Origin of the sequence: Bradyrhizobium sp. BLXBL-03 (genome assembly GCF_051853015.1) — a bacterium.
In the GTDB taxonomy this organism is placed as follows: domain Bacteria; phylum Pseudomonadota; class Alphaproteobacteria; order Rhizobiales; family Xanthobacteraceae; genus Bradyrhizobium; species Bradyrhizobium manausense.
Genome location: NZ_CP182470.1, coordinates 2,627,739 through 2,653,715, shown reverse-complemented (window position 1 = coordinate 2,653,715; position 25,977 = coordinate 2,627,739). Strand labels below are relative to the sequence as shown.

Annotated in this window: 29 protein-coding genes; 13 read left to right on the top strand and 16 right to left on the bottom strand. The window is 59.7% G+C overall.

Annotation, left to right across the window (positions count from 1 at the left end; all coding sequences use genetic code 11):
- Window positions 1–33 precede the first annotated feature (33 nt).
- Together ACNJX9_RS12605 and ACNJX9_RS12600 are read left to right on the top strand one after the other, a co-directional pair.
- Window positions 34–1,047 carry an NADP-dependent oxidoreductase gene (locus ACNJX9_RS12605; RefSeq protein ID WP_439409068.1) on the top strand — a complete coding sequence of 338 codons (1,014 nt, stop codon included), beginning with the start codon at window positions 34–36 and terminating at the stop codon, window positions 1,045–1,047.
- A gap of 120 nt (window positions 1,048–1,167) precedes the next feature.
- A complete protein-coding gene (locus ACNJX9_RS12600) occupies window positions 1,168–1,458 on the top strand; it encodes a hypothetical protein (RefSeq protein ID WP_439409067.1) in 291 nt (96 codons plus the stop codon).
- Between the two features lie 331 nt (window positions 1,459–1,789).
- On the opposite strand, the gene ACNJX9_RS12595 is transcribed toward ACNJX9_RS12600, so the two are convergent.
- Both ACNJX9_RS12595 and ACNJX9_RS12590 read right to left on the bottom strand, forming a co-directional pair.
- On the bottom strand, window positions 1,790–2,605 hold the full coding sequence (locus ACNJX9_RS12595) for a universal stress protein (protein WP_063958291.1): 816 nt from the start codon (window positions 2,603–2,605) through the stop codon (window positions 1,790–1,792).
- A 439-nt stretch (window positions 2,606–3,044) separates the two neighbouring features.
- On the bottom strand, window positions 3,045–3,752 hold the full coding sequence (locus tag ACNJX9_RS12590) for a helix-turn-helix domain-containing protein (protein WP_083514416.1): 708 nt from the start codon (window positions 3,750–3,752) through the stop codon (window positions 3,045–3,047).
- A gap of 183 nt (window positions 3,753–3,935) precedes the next feature.
- On the opposite strand from ACNJX9_RS12590, the gene ACNJX9_RS12585 reads away from it, so the two are divergent.
- The 3 genes from ACNJX9_RS12585 to ACNJX9_RS12575 all read left to right on the top strand — a co-directional run bounded on the left by ACNJX9_RS12585 (window position 3,936) and on the right by ACNJX9_RS12575 (window position 5,446).
- Window positions 3,936–4,211: a hypothetical protein gene (locus ACNJX9_RS12585; protein ID WP_439409066.1), complete on the top strand. Its 276-nt coding sequence runs from the start codon at window positions 3,936–3,938 to the stop codon at window positions 4,209–4,211.
- 13 nt (window positions 4,212–4,224) lie between these two features.
- On the top strand, window positions 4,225–4,881 hold the full coding sequence (locus ACNJX9_RS12580; RefSeq protein ID WP_439409065.1) for a BON domain-containing protein: 657 nt from the start codon (window positions 4,225–4,227) through the stop codon (window positions 4,879–4,881).
- Window positions 4,882–5,002: 121 nt separating this feature from the next.
- On the top strand, window positions 5,003–5,446 hold the full coding sequence (locus ACNJX9_RS12575) for an Hsp20/alpha crystallin family protein (RefSeq protein ID WP_057751348.1): 444 nt from the start codon (window positions 5,003–5,005) through the stop codon (window positions 5,444–5,446).
- 151 nt (window positions 5,447–5,597) lie between these two features.
- Here ACNJX9_RS12575 and ACNJX9_RS12570 read toward each other — a convergent pair whose 3' ends face one another.
- From ACNJX9_RS12570 to ACNJX9_RS12545, 6 genes are all read right to left on the bottom strand, one after another.
- The gene (locus tag ACNJX9_RS12570) at window positions 5,598–6,038 is read right to left on the bottom strand and encodes an anthrone oxygenase family protein (RefSeq protein ID WP_057751350.1); all 441 of its coding nucleotides are present in this window, start codon (window positions 6,036–6,038) and stop codon (window positions 5,598–5,600) included.
- A 37-nt stretch (window positions 6,039–6,075) separates the two neighbouring features.
- Window positions 6,076–6,909 (bottom strand): universal stress protein, encoded by an 834-nt coding sequence (locus tag ACNJX9_RS12565; RefSeq protein ID WP_439409064.1) that lies wholly within the window; start codon window positions 6,907–6,909, stop codon window positions 6,076–6,078.
- Window positions 6,910–7,641: 732 nt separating this feature from the next.
- On the bottom strand, window positions 7,642–7,950 hold the full coding sequence (locus ACNJX9_RS12560) for a UBP-type zinc finger domain-containing protein (RefSeq protein ID WP_439409063.1): 309 nt from the start codon (window positions 7,948–7,950) through the stop codon (window positions 7,642–7,644).
- Between the two features lie 192 nt (window positions 7,951–8,142).
- Entirely contained in the window at window positions 8,143–8,376 is a 234-nt protein-coding gene (locus ACNJX9_RS12555; protein ID WP_083514417.1) for a DUF2188 domain-containing protein, read from the bottom strand.
- A gap of 203 nt (window positions 8,377–8,579) precedes the next feature.
- Window positions 8,580–10,436, bottom strand: coding sequence for a glycoside hydrolase family 15 protein (locus tag ACNJX9_RS12550; RefSeq protein ID WP_439409062.1), 1,857 nt, complete (start codon window positions 10,434–10,436; stop codon window positions 8,580–8,582).
- Between the two features lie 200 nt (window positions 10,437–10,636).
- Window positions 10,637–11,752 (bottom strand): AI-2E family transporter, encoded by a 1,116-nt coding sequence (locus tag ACNJX9_RS12545; RefSeq protein WP_057751362.1) that lies wholly within the window; start codon window positions 11,750–11,752, stop codon window positions 10,637–10,639.
- Window positions 11,753–12,099: 347 nt separating this feature from the next.
- On the opposite strand from ACNJX9_RS12545, the gene ACNJX9_RS12540 reads away from it, so the two are divergent.
- The 4 genes from ACNJX9_RS12540 to ACNJX9_RS12525 all read left to right on the top strand — a co-directional run bounded on the left by ACNJX9_RS12540 (window position 12,100) and on the right by ACNJX9_RS12525 (window position 14,671).
- On the top strand, window positions 12,100–12,315 hold the full coding sequence (locus ACNJX9_RS12540) for a hypothetical protein (protein WP_439409061.1): 216 nt from the start codon (window positions 12,100–12,102) through the stop codon (window positions 12,313–12,315).
- Window positions 12,312–13,118: a mechanosensitive ion channel family protein gene (locus ACNJX9_RS12535; protein WP_439409060.1), complete on the top strand. Its 807-nt coding sequence runs from the start codon at window positions 12,312–12,314 to the stop codon at window positions 13,116–13,118. The genes ACNJX9_RS12540 and ACNJX9_RS12535 overlap by 4 nt, the downstream gene beginning before the upstream one ends.
- An 83-nt stretch (window positions 13,119–13,201) precedes the next feature.
- Window positions 13,202–13,945 (top strand): ROK family protein, encoded by a 744-nt coding sequence (locus tag ACNJX9_RS12530; protein WP_439409059.1) that lies wholly within the window; start codon window positions 13,202–13,204, stop codon window positions 13,943–13,945.
- Between the two features lie 84 nt (window positions 13,946–14,029).
- The gene (locus tag ACNJX9_RS12525) at window positions 14,030–14,671 is read left to right on the top strand and encodes a BON domain-containing protein (RefSeq protein WP_439409058.1); all 642 of its coding nucleotides are present in this window, start codon (window positions 14,030–14,032) and stop codon (window positions 14,669–14,671) included.
- A 183-nt stretch (window positions 14,672–14,854) separates the two neighbouring features.
- Here the strand turns inward: ACNJX9_RS12525 and ACNJX9_RS12520 are convergent, their stop codons facing one another.
- The 5 genes from ACNJX9_RS12520 to ACNJX9_RS12500 form a co-directional block, all read right to left on the bottom strand.
- Window positions 14,855–16,069, bottom strand: coding sequence for a baeRF11 domain-containing protein (locus tag ACNJX9_RS12520; RefSeq protein ID WP_439409057.1), 1,215 nt, complete (start codon window positions 16,067–16,069; stop codon window positions 14,855–14,857).
- The gene (locus ACNJX9_RS12515) at window positions 16,044–16,298 is read right to left on the bottom strand and encodes a DUF2905 domain-containing protein (RefSeq protein ID WP_439410047.1); all 255 of its coding nucleotides are present in this window, start codon (window positions 16,296–16,298) and stop codon (window positions 16,044–16,046) included. The genes ACNJX9_RS12520 and ACNJX9_RS12515 overlap by 26 nt, the downstream gene beginning before the upstream one ends.
- A gap of 13 nt (window positions 16,299–16,311) precedes the next feature.
- Window positions 16,312–17,034 (bottom strand): Bax inhibitor-1/YccA family protein, encoded by a 723-nt coding sequence (locus tag ACNJX9_RS12510; protein ID WP_439409056.1) that lies wholly within the window; start codon window positions 17,032–17,034, stop codon window positions 16,312–16,314.
- 83 nt (window positions 17,035–17,117) lie between these two features.
- Window positions 17,118–17,738 carry a hypothetical protein gene (locus ACNJX9_RS12505; protein ID WP_057750277.1) on the bottom strand — a complete coding sequence of 207 codons (621 nt, stop codon included), beginning with the start codon at window positions 17,736–17,738 and terminating at the stop codon, window positions 17,118–17,120.
- A 58-nt stretch (window positions 17,739–17,796) separates the two neighbouring features.
- Window positions 17,797–18,021: a hypothetical protein gene (locus ACNJX9_RS12500; protein WP_439409055.1), complete on the bottom strand. Its 225-nt coding sequence runs from the start codon at window positions 18,019–18,021 to the stop codon at window positions 17,797–17,799.
- 182 nt (window positions 18,022–18,203) lie between these two features.
- Between ACNJX9_RS12500 and ACNJX9_RS12495 the strand changes: the two genes are divergently transcribed.
- Window positions 18,204–19,574 (top strand): NAD-dependent succinate-semialdehyde dehydrogenase, encoded by a 1,371-nt coding sequence (locus ACNJX9_RS12495; protein ID WP_439409054.1) that lies wholly within the window; start codon window positions 18,204–18,206, stop codon window positions 19,572–19,574.
- An 826-nt stretch (window positions 19,575–20,400) separates the two neighbouring features.
- Window positions 20,401–21,072, top strand: a complete 672-nt coding sequence (locus ACNJX9_RS12490; RefSeq protein WP_057750591.1) for an HAD family hydrolase — start codon at window positions 20,401–20,403, stop codon at window positions 21,070–21,072.
- 27 nt (window positions 21,073–21,099) lie between these two features.
- On the opposite strand, the gene zwf is transcribed toward ACNJX9_RS12490, so the two are convergent.
- Together zwf and ACNJX9_RS12480 are read right to left on the bottom strand one after the other, a co-directional pair.
- Window positions 21,100–22,608, bottom strand: a complete 1,509-nt coding sequence (gene zwf, locus ACNJX9_RS12485; protein WP_439409053.1) for a glucose-6-phosphate dehydrogenase — start codon at window positions 22,606–22,608, stop codon at window positions 21,100–21,102.
- Between the two features lie 218 nt (window positions 22,609–22,826).
- Complete coding sequence (locus ACNJX9_RS12480) at window positions 22,827–22,967, bottom strand: hypothetical protein (protein WP_439409052.1); 141 nt, start codon at window positions 22,965–22,967, stop codon at window positions 22,827–22,829.
- 96 nt (window positions 22,968–23,063) lie between these two features.
- On the opposite strand from ACNJX9_RS12480, the gene ACNJX9_RS12475 reads away from it, so the two are divergent.
- The gene (locus ACNJX9_RS12475) at window positions 23,064–23,420 is read left to right on the top strand and encodes a DUF5335 family protein (protein ID WP_439409051.1); all 357 of its coding nucleotides are present in this window, start codon (window positions 23,064–23,066) and stop codon (window positions 23,418–23,420) included.
- Between the two features lie 190 nt (window positions 23,421–23,610).
- On the top strand, window positions 23,611–23,844 hold the full coding sequence (locus ACNJX9_RS12470; RefSeq protein ID WP_439409050.1) for a hypothetical protein: 234 nt from the start codon (window positions 23,611–23,613) through the stop codon (window positions 23,842–23,844).
- Window positions 23,845–24,729: 885 nt separating this feature from the next.
- On the opposite strand, the gene ACNJX9_RS12465 is transcribed toward ACNJX9_RS12470, so the two are convergent.
- Window positions 24,730–25,977 (bottom strand): CoA-transferase, encoded by a 1,248-nt coding sequence (locus ACNJX9_RS12465; protein WP_439410046.1) that lies wholly within the window; start codon window positions 25,975–25,977, stop codon window positions 24,730–24,732.

The window sequence follows — 25,977 nt, the reverse complement described above, 5'->3', positions numbered from 1 at the left end:
GTCCATGCAGGTGAAAACCCCGCGAGATTGCCAATGCTTGATCAGACCCGCCATGCCTCGCTTCCTCGGCATCACACAATGCATGTCCCCCGCACGATGTTCGCCGCAGCCATCGACCGCTTCGGCGGACCGGAGGCGATCACCGGTCATGCTTTACGGGTGCCGCCGCTGGACGCGGATGAGGTCATGATCGCCGTCGACACCGCCGGCGTCGGCTCGTGGGATGCCGACGTTCGCGAAGGATACTATGCGCCCCGCAATCCGCATTTTCCGTTGGTGCTCGGCTACGACGGTTCCGGCATTGTCGCCGCCGTCGGATCGAGGGTGCGGCGGCTGAAGGTCGGCGACGAGGTCTATTCCTACAATTGGGAGAACCCGAAAGGCGGCTTCTATGCCGAATACGTCGCCGTGCCCGCCGACAAAGTCGCGCCGATCCCAAAGCGGCTTGACTTGCGGCACGCCGGCGCAATCCCGATCACAGGCTTGACTGCGCTGCAAGGCATTGACGACGCCCTGAAGCTGAAGAAGGGGGAGACCATTATCATTCACGCTGCGTCAGGCGGCGTCGGAACGCTTGCGGTGCAGTTCGCAAGACTCCGGGGTGCCCGAGTGCTTGCGACGGCATCCGGCCTCGAAGGCGTGGAACTGGTGCAGGAGCTGGGCGCCCATATGACTATCGACGGCAAGCGAGCCGACATCGACGACCAGGCGCGACGCTTCGCTCCCGATGGGGTCGACGCCATACTGGCACTCGCCGGTGGCGACGCGCTGGAAAAATGCATGAATGTGCTTCGGCCCGGCGGGCGGCTGGCGCACCCGAATGGTATTGAGCCGGCGCCGAAAAAGCGGCGCGGCCTGGAATTGATCCGTTACGACGGCATTTCCGGCGTTCGCGAGTTCGAACGTCTCAACGCGGCGGTGCAGGCTGCAAAACTGAAGGTCGTCATTGCCGAATGCTATTCCCTCGCCCACGCCTATAAGGCGCACGAGCGACTTGCCGAGGGACACGTGGTTGGCAAGATCGTCCTCTCGATACACGCCTCCTGACGCCAAGATGGTCTCTCTCGCTAACCGGCCCCTGTATCCGTCACCCACCGGCTTGCTATCCGTCAATGCAAGTGGCCGGCCGGGGAGAGATATTGTGCGTTCACAAGCGGAGTGACGAACATGGATACGGTACAAATCATTCTAGGTCTGCTGGTCCTGCTGTTGGTCGGTGGCGTTGCCTATTACGCCTCGCAGCATAGATCGCACGACCTGCGGCCGGCTCCCGCAACGCGGCGACAAGCCGAGTCGGGACGGCAATCTGATATTCATCGGGATTTTCAGCGCGTCTTTTCCATGACGAGCGCGCACGGGAAGGAGGGTCTGATCAAGCGCTGGATGGATCGGACCGGTTGCGACCGCACGGAAGCCATGCGGCTGGCAACGGAAGAGTGGCGACGGGATAACCGCTGAACGCCAGGTCTGTCTCCAAGTCAGATTGGCAGGAAGTCAGATTGGCAGGCCGCGCTGCGAATACGAGGACTGCGACCGGCTTCGGCATCTCCGACGAGCAGGTCATGCGGCGGCCGTGTGCCGCGCTGGCTTGGATGAGTGCATCGGCCGTGGCGGATCGCGGCGACGGCTTGCTCCTCGAATAACCATTTTGCCAAGGCAACTGCGTTTGGGAGCACGCGAACCTTGTAGGTGGCTACATTAAGGCCTGTGATAGTGTCTTCGGCAGTCGCGGCGGCTTCATCGACGGCATCTGAAATTTCGCTGCCAGCGGCAGGGTGCGATCTCTTTCCTAGTGCGCCATCAGCAGCGGGATCGGCGATTCATGCATCAAACTGTAGGTCACGCCGCCGAGCAGCCGCTCGAACAGGCGCTTATGGCTATATCCGCCCATGACAATAAGGTTCGCCTTCCGGCGCTCGGCCTCCGCCATCAATTGCGGGCCGACTTCGCTAGAGCGGCACGTAATGCGATGCAGACTGGCCTCGATTCCATGGTGCCGAAGATGATTGACGGCATCGATCCCCATCACGGCGTCCTCCTCGGTTGGCTTTTCGTCTGTCGCAACAATGATCCACACTTTTTCGGCCTTGTGTAGAAACGGCATCGCTTCGGCAAGCGCACGAGCGGCTTCCCGGCTCCCGTTCCAGGCGACCACAATACGGTCGAAAGCGATCTTCGGCCGCTCCGTCTCAGGAACGAGATAGACGTTCCTGCCGGAGCCGAACAGCACGCCTTCGACGAGTTGCTCCGGATCCATCGCGCCATTGGGACGAAGCGCCACGAAGGTGTCGGAGGAGCGCGCCTCTCGCGCGGCAATTCTGGCAACGTCGTCGGACAGCACGTCGAAGCGCCGGATCTCGACCGCCCCATCCAGCATACGCAGCCGCTTGGCTAGCGCATCCTCCATCGCGTCGCCAGTTTCACGCGCATGCTCGACAATCGCGGTGGTAGCCTCGCCCTCGATCGGCCCCGGCAATGGCAGAACGTTGAGGTATAACCCGATGACCGCACGGGTCTCGAGTTGGCGGGCTATATCGGCGACCGCTGCCAAGCGGATTTCGTCGGAGGCGCCGCCGTCCAGCCACACCATTACATCCCTGATCATTGCTCTCTCCTTCCTCACGACAGCCGTCGCGATGTTTGGCTACTCTGCCGTTCTCGTAGCTCGAGGAGCAGGCTGCATGCCGATACAATCGCCACAAACTTGCAGAACAGAACCGCCAAGGCCGACCAGCCGAACGCGGTGGGGCCCGATGGTATCGCAGGAGCGACGCACAGTGTCCCGAGCAGCATAGACACTTCCTTCGCTACTAGCATCGTAAGAAGTATGAACTCAGTAACCGCGTCAAGCATTGACCATCGTCAATGAACAGGGCCTCTCACGAGCGCCTCATGTCAATCGGCGCAGGCGTGTGGGGCACGGTGGCTAGCAATCCCACAGCCTGTAATGAACAAACATATAGAGCTAGCTTTTTTTGCTCGCCGAATGATGCGGACGAATTGAAGGCGACCAGGAGGCCAGGAAGTAGCGGTGTTAGTTTTCGCTAGGCTGCGATCAAACCAAGTTTGCCGCCTTGCGGCTTCGTTCCACCACGCTCTTCCAATGCAGCTCTGTCCATAATCTTGACCTTCCGCGTGCCCACCAGGGCAATAATGCCGCGCTGCTGCAGATCTGTGATGGCTCGACAGACCGTCTCGACCGAGACGGACAGGTATTCGGCAATGTCATACCGGGTGATCGGAAGTTCCACCTGTCCCTTTTGGTCGGACGCCCGCTTTTCCAGAGTCAGTAAAAACCAGCCGACTTTCTCAACGGCCGTGACACCCCCGAGAACCATCAGCTGATCCCTCGTTCGCCTAAGCGACTGGGACATAATCGCTCGCAATTCTCGCGCTAGCTCTCGGTCACGGTCGGCAAGCAGATCGACACGTTCAGCAGGATAGCTCGCAAGAACCGTGGGCCCAACGATCGCCTCGACCGTTTCCCCGCCTTGATCGTCAGAAACGAAGAAGAAGTCACACGGCAACATGAGTTCGAGAATTTGCCGCCGTCCGTCGGGCCGGATCGTGCTGCGACGAACTGCTCCCGCGATGAGGTAGCACCAGTGCCCGGCAGTTTCCGGACGGTACGGGATCTCCTGATCCCGATTGCATCGCAAAATCGTGGCAGACCCATCAAGTCGCCTCAACGCATGGGGCTGAACCGACAGCATTCGACGATAGTGATCTACAGTGTAGATTGTAACTTTCATAGGCGCCTCCTTCCTGCAAAGTTCTTAACCCGGCCGCTCCTTGTGTCCTCAGCAATGTTCACCGAGCGAGACTAACTATCGGTCCGCCTTAACAACCCGGAAATTGAGGAAATCTGCGTTAAGTAATAATACCTAACGCTGTCAGGCCCGAAGGACCGAGCAAAGCCCCGCGGGAAGACAAGGATGATCGAGCACATCGCATCCCTGCGCCGGCCGGCACCATCGAATAAGCGCCGCTCAATTGACAATACTCAGCGCCGCAGTGGCCGCGCCGAGCTATTCCCTCCACGTCGCAATCGGGAGAAAACGATGATCAACGTCAGCGATTTAAAAGAACCTATCTCCGACAGCTCGCAAGTGCTCGACGAAGCTGATCGCCATGGGATCGTTCGCGGTGATCGAAATTTCAAGCCGAACCGATCGGCAGCTTGGTCAGCCGACGCGCAATTGAGGCAGTAAGGAGACAACGACAATGAAATCCGACAGCGAAATCGAACGTGATGTCCGCGACGAGTTGAAATGGGATCCAGATCTCGACGCCTCCGACATCGCCGTTTCAGTCAAGGATGGCGTGGTGACCCTTGCGGGCTTCACCCATAGCTATGCCGACAGGCTCGAAGCGGAGTCGGCAGCAAAGCGCGTGGTCGGCGTCAAGGCTGTGGCGAATGACATCGAGGTTCGGCTGCCTTCGATCGATCAGCGCCCAGATCCGGATATAGCGCGAGATGCGATCGCGGCGCTGAAGCAGGAGTTACCGATCTCCCATGAGAAGATCAAGGCCGTCGTCAAGGACGGGTGGATCACATTGGAAGGGGCTGTCGAGTGGCAATATCAAAAGACGGCCGCTGAACACGCAGTGCGAAAGATCAAGGGCGTCAAGGGCGTGACCAACGTCATCACGGTCAAGCCGAATCTTGAGCCAACGGAAATCAAGCGCAAGATCATGGACGCCTTCAAGCGGAATGCGGAGGTCGATGCGGACCATATTTCCGTCGAAGCGAATGGCGGCGAGGTGGTCCTGAAAGGCACCGTTCGCTCCTGGATCGAACGCGAGGAAGCGGAGCGCGTTGCCTGGTCGGCACCCGGCGTCACCAGGGTCGACGATCGCATCGTGGTCAGCCCCTACTAAGCAATCGCCCGCGCGCTGACCGCGGGTCTCATGTCGCACGCAAATCACAAAGCGACCCAAAAACAGGAGAGTCCCCATGAGGTTGAGATCACTGGTCCCGTTTCGCGAACCCGGCGCGCTGATGCAGCCCGATTTCGGTTTGTTCGGCCTGCATCGAGAGATCGACAGGTTGTTCAACGAAGTCGCCCAAGGCATTGGCCCAAACGGCGCGCAGCTTGTCCCCAAGATCGATGTCTCGGAGAACGATAACGCGATTGAGGTCAGCGCTGAAATGCCCGGCCTCGAGCGCAAGGACGTCGAGATATCGATCGACGACGACATGCTCACCATTCGCGGCGAGAAGAAAATCGAGGACGACAAGACGGACAAGAACGTCCAGCACAGCGAGCGCAGCTACGGCGTGTTCTTGCGCGTCCTGCAGCTTCCGCCGGGAATCGACCCGTCGAGCGTGCAGGCGACAATGTCAAACGGAGTCCTCAAAATCTCGATTCCCAAGCCGGCAAAACCCGAACCGAAGAAAATCGAGGTCAAGGAAGGTAAGGAAGAAACCAAACAAGCCGCTTGAAGTCCCCAGGCGGCTTGCGGGACGCGCCTGCCGTTTCCCTCCCAACGGCCCAGGCGCGCCCCGCCTTGATGCGGAACTGGGCGCAACAAGCCGAATGTGCCGATGTGCTGTATAGCCGTGCCACGAACTTCGCCTGCCAGGTCGACGAACGTCAATGCGCCGGCAGTTCAAGCACCCAGGCGAACGAGCAACAGGCAGCGAAACCGATCAACGTGAGCCCCCATTCCAGCAATCCCCAATCCCGCATCAGCTTGCGGACGGGAGAGATCACCTGTCCAGGTGACATGGCGCAGAGCCAGATGTTCATCGGCATCATCACGAAATATGCATATGGCCAGCTCGCCAGGATCGTGATGCCGCCGATGATCCAGCGCACGTCGCCGTCAAGTCTGAACTGAATGTAAGCAAGGACAGCGGACGCGACCGCGAGGACGGACAGCGTGAGCGTGCCGCGACGAAAGCCAAACGTCCATTCCTTCAACATCGCGCGGCCGCCGAGCTTCAGACGGGCTGGCTGCTCAACTACCCCGATATAGAGCGTGGCCCCGAGAAAGGCGGCTGCGACAGCGAAGGCGTAAAGACCAGGCCGCATGCTGCGGGCTCCTCACACAGATCCAGAAACGGCATGGTCAATGCGACATGAACACCGGAACGGTCATCGACTTCAACATCTCACGGGTGACACCACCGAGAATGAACTCGCGAATCCGTGCGTGGCCATAGCCGCCCATGACGATCAGGCTTGCTGAGCAATCAGCTACGTAGGACAGGATGACACTTGCGACATCAATGTCGGGAGCCGGCATGACCTCGACCTCGACCTTGACATCGTGCCGGGCGAGGTGGTCCGCCATCTGAGCGCCGCGACTCTCATGTCCATCATTCTTTGTCTTCTCGTCAAGAACGATCAGCAACTTGACGGTGGTCGCCCTTACAAGCAGCGGAAGCGCATCGTTGATCGCGCGCGCGGCGGTGTTGCTTCCGTCCCAGCAGCATACGATGCGGTCGAGCTTCAAACGGTCCCTCTGGACGTACGGAACGACAATCAGCGGACGCCCTGATTGAAACAGCGAGCTCTCGATCAGGGCATCGTTCTGCACGCGCTTGGTATCGGACTGCATGAATACGCCAAGATCGAACCGCCGGACGAGCTTCGCCAGCATCGTGGGCGCGCCCTCTCCCATCGTTCTTAGCAGACGATGTTCGGCAGAAAGCTGGCTGCTCCCGGCGGCCGCGTCGAACTGATCGATCGCGGCCATCGCGACCTTCTTGCTCGCCTCGATCATTTGATCGAGCATCTCAGGCTGCAACTGTGGCGTCACGTAGCCGGGAAATTCCGGCACGTATACGAAGGTAACGCCGACGATATGCGCGTCGAAGCTCTCAGCAACCGAAATAGCAAAATCACGGGCCCGGTCGCGCGCGACGTCGTGCTCCAGATTGACGATGACGTCCTTGATCATCCGATGCTCTCCCGTCCAAACTGCGCGCGTTGCTCACGGGCACATCCTTCGGTCTGCCATCCATGAGTGTCGCTACTCCGTATTCGCCGGCGCATCGCGCTCCTTGGCAAAGCTCAGTAACAGTCCTCTACGCTGCGAAAGCGCCAAGCCCATCCATCCCAGATCCGCTCGCGTCTGACGATACAATGCGGTCCGTAGAACACGGGCTCATATACGTAATATGGCCTTGGTGCCGCGAGCGTAGCGCCAATCAGAGCCCCTGCCGCGAGCCCGCCCACCACCGGAGCGACCGGGAAAGGGTGCCTCCAGCGAGCTTGCACCGGTGACGGACTCGCAATTGCGGCAAAAGCAAAAGACGTTCCAGTGACGAGCGTTATCAGAACCTTCTTCATCGCAGATCTCCACTTTGTCTGCCTGACGAATTGAGCATCCAACCCGACAAGCGCAGCATACGTACACCCAGCCCAACTAGCCCATCGCCATGGAGATGCTACCCGCGTGCTCCGCTCGCGCATTGGCGTTCGTCAACGATTGCCCGACAATATCCGGGATGGGAGTACCGAGCTTGAGAGCGGATCGCATTGGCAAGACGATCCACCCCCTATTGTGGCGATGGCCAGAAGGACTATACCGGCTACCCTCGCTGACGCGGGATCGCGGCGAACAAAGGCTGCGTCGATCAGCATCGGCGGTGAGCGCGGTAGCTAGCCGCGCTCGACGCGCGCCTGCGGCTCAATAATACCGGGGAATCGGTCCGAGATGCGGCGTCGGCCGGTCCGAAAGATCGAACATCGTCTCGTCGACGTAGCACCAGCCCCAACCCTCTGGCGGATCATACGCCTCGATAATCGGATGTCTGGTCGCGCGAAAATGCCTGGTCGCGTGCCGATTGGGCGATTCATCGCAGCAGCCGACATGCCCGCACCGTCTGCAGACACGCAGATGCACCCATTGTGAGCCCGTCTTCAGGCATTCCTCACAGCCCGGTGCGCTCGGAACAACGTCGCGGATTGTCGCCAGGTGTCGGCAGAATATCGGCATGTGCGCCTCTCAATCTAATATATGCCTATCACAGCTTGGCACACGCCAAATTGACGGCCGTCAAAGCGCAACCGCGGGAGGGCAAACCAGAAAAGCGATCCGCCGCCTGGATCGGTCCGGTAACGAAGGACCCCGCCGTGGACGTCCACAAGCGAACGGCAGCGAGCGCGTGAGCCGCGGCGAACCCAATGATCATTCTCCAAATAGCTTGGATAGCCATCCTTTTGCAAAGCTCTTACGAATGGTTCTTCCGTCAGGAAGATGAACTACAAGGTCGATCGATCGCTCTTGCGCGATCTGTTGGGCGACCCGCTCCGCCGTTTCGCGCGTAGCATAACGAGCGATTTCATTGCCCGCGTCGGTTCGTACGATCCAGTCGTCGAAATTGGTGTTGGGGATTACGTGAACCGCGGCATCTGACATCATCTGAACTCCACGTGGGAAGCTGAAAGCTGGATAATGCCAGTATCGTTGAAGCACGCTGACAGACGTCAATCGTTCACTCGCCAGGGGCAGAACGGATACTGACCTTGACTGATGTCAACTTCTGATGCCTTTCGAGGTAATGGGACGCCATAGCTTCGCCCGCACTGATGAGCGGCGGCCCGGGTTGCTCCAACCCGGACGATTCAACGAGAAAGTCGATCTAAGTTTGGCACCGTTTCGGTTTGAGCCGCTTGCGCCGATTGACCCTGCGGCGTGCCCCGCGCTTCTAGTGGGGATGTCTCGCGAGAAAGGTTCAACGCGCAACAAATCAAGCCCACATGGCTGTAGGCTTGCGGAAAATTACCAAGCATGCGGCCGGCGAACGGATCGTATTCCTCGGCAAGCAGACCCACGTCATTGCAGCGCGAGAGGAGGCGATCAAACAGCCTACGGGCTTCCGAATAGCGTCCCTGGAGAATGTAGTTGTCGACGAGCCAAAAGCTGCACGCGAGAAAAGCGCCTTCTCCCGGCGGCAGCCCGTCGCTGTGATTTGCCCGTTCATACCGCAGAATGAAGTCGTCCTGGATCAAAAGTCTCCTCTCAATGGCCCGAACCGTGCTCTGCACGCGTTGATCACTTGCCGGCAGAAAGCCTACGAGCGGGATCAGCAGCAAGCCGGCATCGAGCTGTTTAGAGCCATAGGCCTGCACGAAAGTCCCAAGATCCCGGTTGAAGCCCCGCTCGCACACGTCGGTGTGGATTTCATCCGCCACCTCCCGCCAATGTCGTGCTGCCTCGGTTGATCCCTCGGTAGCGAACTCCTTCGCTGCGCGATCGAACGCAACCCAGGCCATGACTTTGGAATGGACAAAGTGCTGTCGCTCGCCACGAACTTCCCAAATGCCTTGATCTGGTTCTCGCCAGGCGCTTGCGAGATATTCCAACATGAGAGGCCGCAGGGCGCGCCCGCGATCGGTCAAACCTATTCCCCCCTTGGCGGCGTGGAACATGGCGTCAGCGACCTCGCCGAGCACGTCGAGTTGAAGCTGCTGGTAGGCCGCGTTTCCGACGCGCACCGGCGGGGATCTCTCATAGCCGGCGAGCCACGGAACTGTCATCTCGGGCAACCAGCGTTCGCCCCCTATCCCGTAGACGATCTGCACCTGCTGTGGACTGCCAGCGACAGCACGGAGCAGCCAGTCCCGCCACGCCCGTGCTTCGTCAAAATATCCGAGATGCATCAAGCCGAGCAGCGCAAAGGTGGCGTCGCGCAACCAGCAAAAACGATAGTCCCAATTCCGGATTCCTCCGATAAGCTCCGGCAGCGAGGTAGTGGGAGCGGCGACAATCGCGCCGGTCGGGGCATAGGTCAGGGCTTTCAACGTAATCAGCGAACGTTTGACGGCCTCCGTCCATGGTCCGACCGCGGGACACCGATCACTCCATCCGCGCCAAAATTCTTCGGTTCGCTTCAGTGCATTGAATGCACCAATCGCCGGTGGAGGGGCTTGAAACGAAGACCCGTAGCTAAGGACGAACGGGATTGACTGCCCTGCTTCGAGGGTAAACTCACCAACCGTCTTCAAATCCTCGCCGTGAAGCGGCGTTGCCGTACGCAGCACCAGTCGCTCCGGACCGGCGATCGCGCTGATACCCCCGTCGTCGAGCCGGCTGACCCAAGGGACCGTCGTGCCGTAGTCGAAGCGAACTACAAATTCAGTGCGAAAGTCTACTCGTCCGTGTTTGCCGATAAGAATGCGCACAAGATTAACGCCGTCTCCAGGCGTCATGAAATCGACCAGTGTCGCAGTGCCTGTCGTGGTTCGAAATTCCGTCTCGAGCACCAGAGTGCCTGAACGATAATGTCGCGTGGTCTCGATCGGCTCGCCCTTTGGTGCAATGAGCCAGCGCCCGTTGCCACTTTCGCCAAGCAGGGCCGCAAAGCAAGCTGCCGCGTCAAATCGCGGCCAGCACAGCCAATCGATCGAGCCGCTGCGCCCAACCAGGGCGACGGTCTTGCAGTCCCCAATCATTGCATAATCTTCGATTCTGAGCGCCATTTGATGCCTCAGGCCGATACCGACGAAAGCAAACGTCGGTGGGGATAAGTGACCTGCCAAAGTTGTCGCTGCCTCCCCGGCCTTTCCTCCCTGACTTGCGCCGCGGGCGCACGCCTTGCGGTCGCTTTATCATTTGGACTGCTTGCGGGAGTCGGAATACCGGAAAGGGCGACTGACCGATGAGCGTTTCGGCAATCCATTCAAGGCTCGACGCCAATCAATTCACGCCAAACGGTAAGCAGAGCCGCCATAATCACCGGGCCGAGAAATAGACCGATCAATCCAAACGATTCGACCCCGCCGAGGATTCCGATCAGTACCAACAGGAATGGTAGCTGCGCAGTGCCTCCAATCAGCGCCGGCTGAACGAGATTGTCACCGATCAGCAAGATCGCTGCGCCAAAAACGAATAAGCCTACGGGCGCCAGCAACGCACTGCTGTGCGAAGCCAATATCAGTGCCGCCGTGGTGAGCGCGATCCATGCGCCGAGAGGCACCATAGCCAACGCCGTCGTCAGAGCCGCGAACAGTAGCGGATGCGGCACTCCCATCGCGACATACGCGATACCGATGGCGGCGCCTTTCAGGATTGCTGCTGCGATCGTCCCGTTCACGGTGGCGCGGATTGCATCGGCGATCCTGCTTACCAAGCGCGCGCCGCGATGTCCGACTAGATTGTCGGCCGTGGTCAAGGCGCGATCAGCCAGCCAGTCTCCATCGCGAAGCGCGACAAACAGAGCGATCAGCGTAATTGCGAAGAGAAATAGGCGATGCAACAACGCTCCCCCGAGGGCTCCGGTCCAGGACGTGAGTGTTTCGATATTCACGCCGCGAAGCCATTCCCTCAAAACATCCGGATTGCCGAGGTTGGCGCGCCACCAGAGTTCGAGGTTCTGGCCGGCGATCGGCAGTTGCACAAGCCAGACCGGGACTGCAATTCCGCTCTCACGCAGGCGATAGAGCGCCCGTAGAAAGGCGCCGCTTCCCTGTGCAATCTGATGCGCCACCAAAATCAGGGGCACAAGCAGAACAAGTCCGGTCAGAAGCGTAAACAGCAATGGAGCTGACAAGGAAGCACGGCGGCGGGAGATCAGCCGCGCGAACTGAATGTAGACCGGCCAGATCGCGATGGCGATTAGCGCTGCCCAGGTCAGCGCCACCAGAAACTCACGCACCACCCAGAGCGCCAAGAGCACCACTGCGATCGCAATAGCCAATTGGGCGATCGCCCGGGTGCGTGAATCGAAAGTTGGCTCTAACTTGCCGATCGACCGGAGCCCGCCATCATTGCTCGATGTGAGTTCATAAAGCTGCATCTTAGCTCACGAATGTTTCGCCGTAAAATGACTGGCTGCAGTAGACAGAATACAACGCGTACCTTTGCACACATTGACGGCCATCAACTGCCAGCGATGCTGCACACCGTGCGCCGGGTTCAGGGATCGTGGGCCGCCCCGCGGCAACAAGGCAGCCTACCCGCCAGCTGCCCACCTCCGGCAGGGTCACACTGAGCTTTTCCGCTGGTACATCTCAAGACTTGGACGAGGAACGCCCGGAGGCAAGACGCGTTCAGAGCACCATCATCACTGGAGGCCGCAATGAAAGCCGTCAGCAATACTGCCCTAGCACTGCTTAAGGCGGCCCCTATCGCAATCGCGCAGTCATGCCCGGCAACAAGAACGGGCCGCAGGCCAGCCGCCATCGAAGTCGCGTAAACAATGCCTGCGTGGCCAACGTGCGCGGCCACGCCGGCAAACTGATGATAGGCGGCGCAAACCATTTCGGGCCGTCGCGCGTTTGCTGCTTATCAAGCAAAGCTGCTCCGGGCATTCGCGGCTACCTGGCACTGCGCAAGCAGGACCGCATGGAGACGCCATGACAGTCAATCTCGAAACTCTCAAGGCATCGTTGGTCATCTACGGCCTGGACGCAATCTACGCCGCGGTTCTATTGATCGTGGGCTGGTGGCTGTCGGGCGTGGCGTACCGCTCTGTGTGTCGCCTGCTGACCCTGACCCATCGCGTGGACGCACTGGTGACGGCGTTCCTGGCGAGCCTAGCCCGCTATGCGACGCTCGTCATCGTCGGTATCGCCGTGCTGCAGATGTTCGGAATCCAAACGGCAAGCCTCGTCGCCGTGCTGGGGGCGACCTCGTTGGCCATCGGCCTGGCGCTGCAGGGTACCCTCTCCAATCTTGCGGCTGGCGTGATGCTGCTCATCTTTCGGCCCTTTCGGATCGGCCACGAGGTCGATGTCGGCGGCAGGGCAGGCACGGTGAACTCTCCCTCGCTGTTCATGACGGAGCTCGTCGGGGCCGACAACACCCAGATCCTCCTGCCGAATGCCGCTGTCTGGGGTCAGCCGATCCTGAACCACAGTGCCTATCCCAGGACCGGCGACGTCAAGGTCTCCTTCCCGGTGCCGGCCGGCGCACCGGCAGACGCGATTGCTAACACCGTGTTGCGGGAGCTCCGCAGCGACCCCCGTCTGGATAGGCGAGCTCAGCCGGCGGTGCATGTGTCGCGCGTGATCGACATCACCCATGCGGATCGTCCCGTCGTCGAACTGACCGTGACGGCTGCCGTGAAGCCGACGGACACGGACGCCGTGCGGCAGGAGGTGCTGGACCGGGTCGGACGCCTGGTGGCGGAGACCTCGCCTAGCGCGTCCGCAGAAAGGTAATCGCGGGAGAGACGCGCTGAGTCCACGAGCTTGCCGGCTCCGCAGGAATGGCGGTCATCGGTACGTAGATGAGAAAGAAACGCATGAAGAAGAAAAAGGAGAGAAAGCGTAGATCGCGATCCACGGTCCTGACGATCGACGTAGGCGGGTCTCATGTGAAAGTCATGACCGACAAGGGCCGTACGAAACGCGAGTTTTCGTCTGGGCCGCATTTTTCCGCCAAGAGGATGGTGAAGAAAGTCAAAGAGCTCACAAAGGACTGGAGCTACGACGTCGTCTCGGTGGGATATCCCGGGCCCGTTATCCGCAACCGCCCGCTCGCGGAGCCCCACAACCTCGGACCCGGATGGGCGGGATTCGATTTCGAGAAAGCGTTCGGCCGTCCGACCAAGGTGGTCAATGATGCCCTGATGCAGGCCTTGGGAAACTATGAAGGCGGCAAGATGCTTTTTCTCGGGCTAGGCACGGGCCTGGGATCCGCCATGATCGTCGACGGCGTCCTCGAACCTATGGAGCTCGGACACCTGCCGTACCGGAAGGGAAAGACCTTCGAGGACTTCGTTGGTGCCGCCGGCCTCAAGCATCTCGGAAAGATAAAATGGAGACGGAGCGTCGACGACGTGGTGAAGCGCCTGATTGCGGCGCTGGAGCCCGAGTACGTCGTTCTGGGGGGCGGCAACGCCCACAAGATCGGCAAGCCGCCTCCCTACGCGCGACTGGGAACCAATGACAAGGCCTTCAAAGGCGGATTCAGGCTCTGGCAGGATGGGGCGACTAAACCTTCGGAGCACACGGTCGGAGGCCAAGAACTACGAGCGGGAAGTTGATGGTCGTCATGCCCCCCTGTCCAGAGGTTCGTACGATGAGCTGCAATCGTCCGAGTTTCATTCTTGCGGAATATGGAGCAGATCATGAAATCCGACAGCGAAATCGAACGAGACGTTCGTGATGAACTGCAATGGAACCCCGACCTGAACGCCGGAGATATCGCCGTCTCGGTCAGGGATGGCATCGTCACCTTGGCGGGCTTCACCCGTAGCTACACCGACCGCCTCGAGGCCGAAGCCGCTGCGAAGCGAGTTGCCGGGGTTCATGCCGTTGCCAACGACATCGAAGTGCGCCTCCCCACAATCGACCAGCGCCCCGATCCCGAGATCGCACGCGATGCGGTGGCCGCGCTGAGGTCAGAACTGCCGATGTCCCACGACAAGATCAAAGTGATCGTCAAGGACGGCTGGACCACGCTCGAAGGAACAGCCGAGTGGCAGTACCAGAAGACGATCGCCGAAAACGCGGTGCGGAAGATCAAGGGCGTGAAGGGTGTCACCAACGTGATCCAGCTGAGGCCGGCGGTCCAGCCCACCGACATCCAGCGCAGGATCCAGGAAGCGTTCAAGCGAAGCGCGACGCTCGATGCCAATCGCATCAGTGTCGAGGCCAGAGGCAGCGAGGTAATCTTGAACGGCACCGTCCGCTCCTGGACGGAGCGGGAGGAAGCCGAACGCGTTGCCTGGTCAGCGCCAGGTGTGACGCACGTTGAAGACGCATCGTGATCGGTCTCTGACCACAAGCGATCCATCCAAAGGACCGACGGAGAGTGCCCAAAGGAAACCGACAAGGCGATCGCCATTGACGAAGCCGATCCGAATGAAGCCGCCCCGACAGGGGGCCGGCCCAGGCAAACCGTCGGTCGTGGTACCGGAACGGCGAGCCGAAGACCGATCGGACGACGGCGATCAAATGAATTGATAGCGGAGGATTGCCGCCAACGGCGCGCGCTCCGGCAATTGTTCTCGCGACGCGGCCAACACTCTCGCCCCGGTGCACAACGCTCGCCGCGCCACCTCGTCGACGACATTATAGACTTCCGCATCGTCGGAAGCCGCATAGGTCACGCTGCCGTCGACATCGCTGACGAGCCCGGGCACGACGGCATCGAGGTCCACAAGCAACTGATCGACCGCACCTGCGGTCGCCGCATGGGCTGCGTAAGAGAGGTCCGTTGTGGCGCGCCGCGGCTTCAACTCCTCATATCGCGCGATCAAGTTGGTGACTTCCCGTGCATAGAGCTGATCAAGAATCGGAATCGCCCGATCCTCCAGTTCAGCGTCGGTAAGCCGGTCCGGATTGCCCTGCATGGCTTGCTCGACAAACTCTGGATAGTCGCAAACCGCGCGGAACATCGAAGCCAGCGGCTCGACAGCCACGAGGATAAGCGGCGTCGTATGCCCGCGCAGCACATTCTGGACGGCGTGATCCACCTTCTCGACATATTGGTGCAGGAGCACTTTCTCGCCTTCGAGATTTTGCAAGCGTCCCCGGGGCGCACGGACATGGAATGATGGACGATGCGACGCCTCCTCCGCATTCTTGGGCAGTCCTGGCACCCACACCCGCAACGGCGGAGAATTGGCAAAGACTTGCACAAGCCGGACGCTTTCTTCCGCGAGCGCCAGCACGAAAGCATCGTGCCGCGAGGTCATCGCCCGCAACAACGGCGCCAATTGCAAACGGTCGGCCACCTCCACCAGCTGCCTCGGTGTTTCCGCCATACGGAACGTGTGCAACATTTCGGGTACCGCCAGCACGGCAAGTCCGTTGCCTTGATAGTGCCAAAACGAGAGGCTCTCGTCCGGCTTGGCCCGCTGGCGCTGCCGGACCTTGTCCTGATCCGGATCGTGTTCGCCTCCGGCGAGTTGCTCGAAGCGCGATTCGAACGCCTCAATCACGCGCGTGTTGACGCCTGCTTGCCTCAATTGGACGAGCGCCTCCTTCGCCAGGTCCTTGAATAGCGTGCGATTGGCCTCGGCGTTCGCACCAAGCCGAGACATGGGCATGTACATGGAAATGCAGAACTCGGCCCTGAGTTGCGCAAGATCCCTGAACTCCGCGATGGTTGGAATATCGATGTGAAGCATCGGGTCCTCAAAGGCTGCCAGTGAACCGTCCATGCAATATTCGCGACATCGCCACCGAATGACCTTGACGACCGTCAATCACGGCGACTGCTCCATGCAACCGCGCCGCGCATGTCGCCGGCGAAAGTAGAAGCGTCATATTCTCGCGCTCGATGACTATGTCGCCAGGCGGACGTCCAAGCCCGATCTGGCTGAGATGCGGCCACAGCAGCCCGCCAGCAGCAAGGGTAGACCGAGCACGATGAGAACGGGCGCCATCCAGGCCGAATCCCTCATCAATTCTGGCGTCGCTGACCGAACAGTTGCAGCAGCAGCATGAATAGATTGACGAAATCGAGATAAAGTGCCAGCGCTCCCATCACGGCCTTCTTGCCGGCCGACTCCTCCGTGTCGGATTCCAGGTACATGGCCTTGATGCGCTGGGTATCGTAGGCAGTGAGCCCCACAAACAGTATCACGCCGGCGATTGAGATCACGAACTGGACGGCATCCGATCTTGTGAAGATGTTCACCAGCGAGGCGATCACAATGCCGATCAGGCCCATGAACAGAAAGGAACCGAACCGCGAGAGATCGGCACCCGTTGTAAACCCGTACAGGCTCGTGACGCCATAGGTTGCCGCCGTTATGAAGAAGACACGCGCGATGGAGCTTCCGGTGAAGACCAGGAAGATCCCGCCCAGCGACAGGCCCATCACCGCAGCGTAGATCCAGAACAGCAGGATCGCGGTGCCGACGCTGATGCGTTCGATCCCGAAGCTCAAAACCAGCACGAATCCAAGCGGCGCCAGCATCACGATCCAGAGCAGCGGCGTGCCTTCGATGGCCTGATAGAAGCCCGAGAACGCGGCGGCATAGGCGACGAGGCCGGTCAATATCAATCCACCTGCCATATAGCCATAAACGCGCTGCATGTGCTGCCGCAGCCCGGCTTCGATGCGAGCTTCCGCTGCCATTCCGAACGATGCATTGGGATCATTGGGCGTATAATAGCTCATCACTCGCTCCTGTAAGCTCGCTCGGTGCTGCAAGCGCAATAGCCAGTCGTCGTCTCGATCGCCGTGCCTCCCGGCAAGGCGGCTCAGCGGCCGTGCAGTGCTCGTTCACAGCGGACCTGGTCGGCGGTGTAGGGCGGCGCCTTGGGGTCGAAAGCGAGCCAGCCGGCCTTGCGATAGATTTCACTCCGCTCTTCAAGATTTACGGCTCTGCAATTCATCAATGGTTCGATGCGAGGCACATCTTCCTGCGCGGCGCGTGCGGCAACCAATGTTCCACCGCGCCGCACGCCCTCGACCAGAACATGTGCACCTTCTTCGTTGATTCCCGCGTTCGTGAGAGCGCTCAGAAGGCCGCCAGTTACTCCACCAGCCGCCATGCCGCCCAATATGGCTGCGAGCCAACCGACCCCGACCACAGGCCCGATCCCTGGCACGACGAGCATGGTGATAAGGCGCGCGGCAGTTCCAACGGTTGCCCCGCCCCCAGCACCGGCGCTCGCATCTTTAATGCTTGGGCCGGCGACGGTGGTTTCGCTATGCTTCCGCAAGGGCACAAGGTTAGATGCCACGGCGCCGATGTACCAGGCATCACAATTGTTGGAAACAAGGCTGGCGTCTGAAACCGGACCGCCCTCAATGTCCAACGAAAGAATGACGCGGTTGCCATCGGCGTAATCATCGTAGAAGCGACAGACCGTGGGCATGATGCGAGCCTTACGCGTAAACGACCAATCCCCACCGTCGGCGGTAAAGCGGCATTCATCACATCATCACGCCAATTGCACCTTGACGGTTATCAGTTGAAATGCCCGCAATCAGCTGGATGCGCTCTCGACTCCTCTGAAAGCGAGCATCTCTCTCCGCGAGCTCTTGCTGATGGTCGGCGTTGACATCCCCATTCAACTTTTCAGGGTTAATGCCTGGACGCTGGCGGTTCACAGCCGCGAACTGATCGAGGCGTGGCAGCGCATCACGGACGAGGTACATTAGACGGCAGGCCTGATGTTTGGCAGCTTCCGGGGCGGCGTGGACCAGACCAGGCCATAACTACAGGCCCCCGCGCGCAAACTGGGCAAATTGACGACCGTCATGGTTCGTCAGACCTCACATACTCATGGTGACTGACGCAGCGGACACCCGACCGAGCTGCTATGCGAGGACCATCCGCCATGACACTTCAATCGATCAACCCCACCACCGGCGAACTTTTCGCAGCGTATGAGGAATGGTCGACTGAGCAGGCGCAAGACGTCGTCTGTAAGGTTCACCAGGATTACGTCGCGTGGCACCGAACCGGCTTCGATCGCCGGGCTTCGCTGATGCGCAATGCTGCCGGGATCCTTAGGGACAACGCACGCGAATATGCAAAGCTGATGGCGGAGGAGATGGGAAAGCCCTTCCTCGACGGAATTGCAGAAGCCGAGAAATGTGCCAAAGCTTGCGAGTACTTTGCCGAAAATGCGGAGACTTTCCTGTCACGTCAGCCGGTATTGACTGATGCACGCAAAACCTTCGTCGCGTTCAACCCTCTTGGGGTGGTGTTGGCAATCATGCCCTGGAATTTTCCGTTCTGGCAGGTCTTTCGTTTTGCAGCACCGAGCCTGATGGCAGGAAATGCAGCATTGCTCAAGCATGCCTCGAATGTGCCGGGTTGTGCGCTCGCGATTGAAAAGATCTTTCGCGCCGCCGGCTTTCCCGAAAACCTGTTCCGCACATTGATGATCGCGAGCAAGCAGGTCGACGCCCTGATCGAGCATCCACTCGTGCGCGCGGTGACCCTGACGGGTAGCGGCGCCGCCGGACGCGCAGTCGCGAGCAAGGCCGGCGCCGTGCTCAAAAAGACCGTGCTCGAGCTCGGCGGCAGCGACCCGTATTTGATCCTGGAAGATGCCGATCCCCACTCCGCGGCAGCCATCTGCGCCAGAGGCCGGCTGGTCAATTCGGGCCAGAGCTGCATTGCTGCCAAACGGTTTATTGTGGTGGAAGAGGCCAGGCCGGCTTTCGAGAAACGCTTTGTCGAGCTGATGAGCAAGGCCAAGATGGGAGACCCGTTCGAGGGTGGGACAGAGATAGGTCCGCTGGCGCGGCACGATTTGCGCGACACCTTGCACCGGCAGGTCGTCGCTAGCGTCGGAAAGGGAGCGCGCCTCCTTCTCGGCGGCACCGTCCCCAATCATCCGGGTGCCTACTATCCGCCCACGGTTCTGACGGACGTCGGGAAAGGCATGCCGGCCTATGAGGAGGAATTATTCGGCCCGGTCGCGGCAATCATCCCCGCCAAGAGCGAGGCCGAGGCGATTGCGATCGCGAATGACACCTCCTTCGGACTTGGCGGCGCCGTGATCACCCGCGATCTTCCACGTGGAGAAAGGATCGCCGAGTTCGAGATCGAATCGGGAATGGTCTTTGTAAACGAGAACGTTCGTTCCGATCCGAAGGTGCCCTTTGGTGGTATCAAGGAAAGCGGCTATGGGCGTGAATTGTCGTCATATGGCATCAAGGAGTTCGTCAACATCAAGACCGTGATGGTGTATTCATGAGGCGGCAGATGCGGCTGAAGGCGCATGCTGGCGCAACCATTGGCCCAAGGCCTTCGCACGACCTATCCCGAACGAATGAGCCAAGCTGGCAGCTTCCTGAATGGCGAGCCTTGAGCGCTATCAATTCAGGAATGCAGACCCGGCTTTGCGGGCCGATATCCGCGCAACGCTGCGCCGCGCGCCGCAACAGTCAGCATGCAATGCATCCCCATGTTGATTCAGCGCAGGCACTGCCATGCAGAGAAATGTTGCTCCGGTTCCTTGTCCCGTGTGTGCAAGGCCGATCCGCTTCGTGATCCTAACGACGGACACACTTGAACTTGTATGTGTCGATTTCCGGGGCCGCGATCCCGCTGGATTGGCCCAGCTCACCAACTCGCGCGCGCGTGCTGGCGCCGAATGCAGATTGCCAGCCGAGAACGAAGCATCCGCAACGGTGCCCCCGAGACGTCTGGCAGCCCCACTTGCCTTTTGAGCTGCCCGGACAAGCACGGCCTTGACGACCGTCAAGGCGTACGCGCCTCTGATCGCGGATTACGACCAAGTCGAGGAACGTGGCAATCAAGCTGTCGCCGCTTCTTTGGAGTTTTTGCGCGTGATTGCGGAGGAGTGGCCGGTTTGGTCTTCTCGGGTGACGGATCGGTCAGGCCGTGCGGGCACAAGTGTTGCGCCGAGGGCTTTACCCTGCCTTCAGCATGGCACGATGGCAATGGATCGCCGGCGTTGGCTTGCCAGCGGCAAGGAGTTCGAAACGAGCCAGCGTGTCGGTCGCCAGAGCGTCGTTGATCGTGCACGTATCGGATTTGCTGGAGCGGAGATCTCACAAATGCACATCGAACCGGCCTTTCTATTTGACCTGGATGGCACCCTGGTCGACAGTGTCTATCAGCATGTTCTCGCATGGAAGACCGCGCTCGATGCCGAGGGTATCGAAATCTCTGTCTGGCGCATCCACCGCAAGATCGGCATGAGCGGTGGCCTGTTTACCCATCAGCTGTTGCGTGAGACCGAGGTCGAAATTGATCCCGAACGGATGGAACGGCTGCGGTGGCGCCACGCCGAGGCCTACCGGCGATACGCCGGCGACATCAACGCACTGCCTGGCGCGCGCAAGCTGCTCGCCTGGCTCGCCGAGAGCGCGATACCTTGGGCAATTGCGACCAGCGGGCGGATGGAAACCGCTGCGGTCAACCTTGCGGCACTGGATGTCGATCCTCGGCAGACCATCGTCATCACTCGCGATCAGGTTAAGTACGCAAAACCAGATCCAGACCTGTTCCTCGCTGCCGCGGCCCGGCTCGAGACCCCGATCGAGAACGCATTCGTCGTTGGCGACAGTATCTGGGATATGCTCGCGGCTACGCGCTGCCGGGCGTTGGGCGTCGGGCTGCTCAGCGGCGGCTACGGTTCGGACGAATTGAGGCAAGCCGGAGCTGTTCGCGTCTACGAAGATCCGGCTGATCTTTTGTTCCACATCGACGAACTAGGCGGCCGCTAATCAACTGTTCCTGCAAACCCATCGACGTCAGAGCTTCCGCCAACTTCGACCATCGCGCCTTAACAGCTCGAATGCGCCAGGAGGACCTTCGCTACCCGCGGGATAGAATTCCAATCCCTTTGTACCCACTTTTCTCCAGGCATCAAGAAAGGGCTGAACCGCCCGCCAAGCGGCCTCAACGCCGTCGGCGCGTTGAAACAAAAGATTGTCGCCGATCATGCAGTCGTAGATCAAGGTCTCATAGCCAGTTGCCGGCTCGGCCTCGAAGTAGTCCTTGTAGAGAAACTTCATTTGTACGCCGTCGATCCTGATCACAGGCCCCGGCACCTTGGTGTTGAATTGCAGCGTGATGCCCTCGTTTGGCTCGATGCAGATGACGAGATAGTTCTCAGCCAATTGCTCGACGGGCGTGCACCGAAACATCGCGAACGGCGCCTCGCGGAATTTAATCGCTACTTCCGTGCGCTTCATGGGGAGCGCCTTACCGGTGCGCAGGTAAAAGGGGACACCCGCCCAGCGCCAGTTGTCAATGCTCAGTTTCAGCGCGACGAAGGTCTCCGTAACGCTGTCCGGCCCCACGTCAGGGCTCTTGCGATAATCCGGAATCTCGGTGTCGCCGATCTTCCCGGCGGTGTACTGACCGCGCACCGAGTTTTTCAGCGCCTCCTCTTCGCTCTGGGTCTGGATCGCCGTCAGCACCTCGTCCTTTTCCGAACGGACGTTGTGGGCGTCGAAGTGTGTCGGCGGCTCCATCGCGATCAACGATAGCAGCTGAAACAGATGGTTCGGGACCATGTCGCGCAACGCGCCGGTCGCGTCATAGAAGCTGCCGCGGTGCCCAACGCCGAGCCGCTCATCCACCACGATCTGGACATGATCGATGTGATGACGGTTCCAAATCGGCTCGAACATTCCATTGGCAAAGCGCAGCACCAGGATGTTCTGGACAGTCTCTTTGCCCAGGTAATGATCGATTCGATAGATCTGGTGCTCGTTGAGAATGCTCAATAACTCCGCATTCAGCGCGCGCGCCGACGCCAGGTCAGTCCCAAAGGGCTTTTCGATCACGAGCCGTCGCCAAGCGCCATGATCCTCCTTCAACAAGCCGAGACGGCCGAGCTGGCGCACGATCGGCGCAAAGGCATCAGGCGGCGTTGCCAAATAAAATAGCCGATTGCCTCCGGTGCCGCGCGCGGCTTCCAATTCTTGAAGCTGCTCATTGAGACGGTCGTAAGAGGGACCGTCGTCAGGATCGGCCTCGACAGAGGTGATGCATTCCAGGAGACGGTGCGCGATCTTGTGATCGACCCGGCGCGTTGCAAACTGGTGCAGGCCCCTCATTAGGCTCTCGCGCAGTGCTTCATTCGTCATGGCGCGGCGCGCGACGCCGATGATACAGAATCTATCTGGCAAGAGTTCGGCTGCGGCGAGATTGTAGAGCGAAGGGATCACCAGTCGGTTGGCCAAGTCTCCCGTGACACCGAAGATGACAAAGGCGCAGGATTGCGGCTTCTGGTAGGGCTGGTCATTATTCATGAACAGCTATGGTCTGCGTCAAGGTCGGGATCCCATTCCAAACTCATCACGAACCTCGCGTTCGATTTGGCTGTCTGCCTTCATAAAACACCAACTTACTAGCGACACCGCCTTCGGGCCAATGTAGGAGCGGCGAGCATCATAGCGATGACGGGCGTCAACTTCTGTATGAGATTTGGCGATTCTGACAGATGTCACCTGTGGGTGAAGTTTTCGGATTACGGTGCCTGTGCGGCAGGCCGCCTGCCCGCCTCATTGAGAATCTGCTCGCCGAATTCCTTGGTGCGTTCATTCTTCCACTCCAGAGTAGCCTCAGCGATGCGTGTTGCCGATACCCGCTGCGGCACGAGGTCCGCCACTCGAATTCCTTCCGAAATTGATGACAGTCATGGCGGCTGCAGCCAGCTCACCCAAAATGGCCAGCAGAAGCGTGGCGCATTTGGAGGTGAAGAGTCATGGCGAAACAGCTCGAAAAATCGCAGTGGGGTATTTTCTTCGACCGGATTACGAACGCACTGCTGACCGGCAAACGAGCCGAGATAGAGGTCGCCTCGCTCAAGCTGGGCGACCAGATCGAAGCGGAATGGTTGCCATTGCTCGGGATTTCTTATGATCCAAAGGACGATGTTCTGGATGTCGACCTCGAAGGCCACGATCATCAGATTCGCAACCCTCGGGAGATCTATGTTGAAGCGCAGGGGCTGGAGCTATCTAGCATGGAAGTGATTGATGCCGACGGCACGCGCCACATCGTCATTCTCAGGGACCCGCTAGCGCTACCAGCTCCCTCTGCTGCTGCCGCTGCTCGATAGGTGAAGGCGCCTGCCGAGATGGGGTGCCCGTATGCGCGGCGTCCGGCTCACCATCCGGCACCTGCCCAGGTCCGGGCCGATCCCGCATTGGTCTCACATAGATCAAAGCGCCATCGCGAATACAGCGCAGGCTTGAGTCTCCCAATTGATACGATCAGACGAGCGTCGTTCTGACAATATAACGTACGCCATGGCCCTATATCGCGTCGAAGCCTTAGAACGAAACGCCCTCGGTCTTCACCAGACCGTCGACTTTCATGAATACGATGCCCCCGACCTGCCCGCTGCTCTTGCCGCTGCCGACACTTGGCTGCGGGCAAAGGATTTCGGCCAAACCACGGTCACCGAGGCCCAGATTACGGTCGGCGAGCGTATCATCGCGGTAAAGGAACTGGGGCAGTCGACGTGGAACGACCCATCATAGGTCTCGATCTTGCGACGGGACCGGTCGTTGACCCGACATCAGATCGCGTCCCGCCGCGGCATCCTCCCTCCGCGATCTCCTCGGCGCTTGAGCACTTCGCGCCGCCCTTGAAATCGGGCTTTCAGTGATGTTCTGGGGTGGCGTCGTGGGCGACCCACAAGCAGGGCGAGACTTGCCGATCCCAGCCGCAACATGGATGCCAACGCCCATCTGACGGGGTTCGCCGTTCGGCAAGACAAGCGACGCCTCCAAAGTGTTCGTTTTCGTGTCGGGCTACTCACACGACGAACTGCTGAGCTGCTGCCCGCCGCGCCCCTTCATCGAACGTTGTCGGTTGTTCGCTTGCAAAAATACCGTTTGAAAAATCAGAAGATCAAACGGCTTTGCCGGCCAAGATATTGAAATGGTGGGCGCACCAGGGCTCGAACCTGGGACCCGCTGATTAAGAGACATGATACGGCCGTTGATTTTTCAAGGGAATTTTTCCAACTAAGCCAAAATCCCACCGTTAGAGATCAATAGCTTACAAGGAGAAATCCAACTAAAAGGACGGTCGCGCTCCGTTCCCCAGGCCCACACGCAAGGAGGCAGCCGTGCTCCGCCACTTGCCCTCGGCTCAAGGCGTCGAAAATCGGTCGTAACGGCAGGGAATTGTAGGATTTCGCAGCGCCGCCCCCTTAAATCGAGGTCTTAGCTGGCGCTATCCGGACTCGTTCGGTGATTGGTGCGCTGCAAAGCTCGGGCGACGTATGGACAAGAAAGCTCTGATCGAGCCTGCGACGGAGTCCCAGGCCGATGTCGCTCACCGGCGTTTAGAGGAGATGATCGTCACCCTCCAGCTGCCGCCCAGCAGCCGGTCGTTCGCGCTTGACCGCGGCACGAGATTCAGCTCGCCTTTGCGCGCAGAAGCGTCTCCAGAAACAACGACGAGTCCATCAGCTCCAGATCGTCGGCGATCTTCCACGGCGCAAATTCCATTTGGTCAAGAACGTCGCGACGAACGTCGATGCCGGGTGCTACTTCCGTGAGGATCAGCCCATCTTGCACAACCTCGAAAACTGCGCGCTCCGTGATCACGCAGGCCGTCTGCCCTCCTTTTATACCGCCGGCAACCGAATACGTGATGTGGTCGGCCTTGTTGACGAATTTGCGAACCTTGCCTTCTTTCGCGATCCGCAGCTTGCCGTCTGAAAACGCCACTTCCAGTCCGCTCGTGGTAAAGGTGCCGGTGAACACAAGTCGGCTCGCACTTTCCGCAATGTTCACAAACCCTCCAGAGCCGGGATTTGCCACACCAAACTTCGATACGTTTACAAAGCCGCTTCGATCGAATTGAGCGAACGCCAAGGCGGCAAAACGGCACAAGCCGCCGTCGATGACATCGAACTGATAGACGCCATCAAGGATCGCGTCCGGGTTCAAGTTCGCCGAGAACTGCCAATCCGACATGACGACGCCACCGTATGACCCGTGCTCGGTGGTGAACCAATAGTCTTTCAGGTTGCCGTCGTCGAGTATACCTCGCTCAGCCATGACCAACGGCACGTCGGCCGCAGCGCCGAAGCCGAAGATTGACAATTCTCGCTTTCGAACCTCCCTCGCCGCACGCAAGGCCACCACCTTGTCCGCCGACATCGGAATAGGAGGCAGTTGCGACAATGGAACGCGCTTCCCACCGAAGTAAGCAGGTTCGAACTTCACCTCTGTCGTCATCATCATGGATGGGTCGACCACGACCGCATCAACGAAGATGCCCGGAATGCGGATCTCGGACGCAGGTCGCGAACCGTAGGGCACTGTCCGACGAACCTGGGCCACGACACGCCCGCCACTGGCCTTGGCCGCGAGGATCAGCGCGACCGTAGAGGAAATGAGCGCCTCGTTTTCGAAAGAGAGGTTACCCTCGTCGTCAGCCGATGACGCGCACACGAAGACAGTGTCAAGCTTCCAGCTTGGATAGAACAGATAGGGTTGACCATCGAGCTCGATCCGACGAATGAGGTCTTCACGCGCACATTCGGTGAACTTGCCACCGCCGTTCTCGGGATCAATATATGTGCCAAGTCCGACCCGCGTTATGTACCCCGGGCTGCGTCGCGCCACTTCGCGAAGCCAATGCATGGTCGTTCCGAT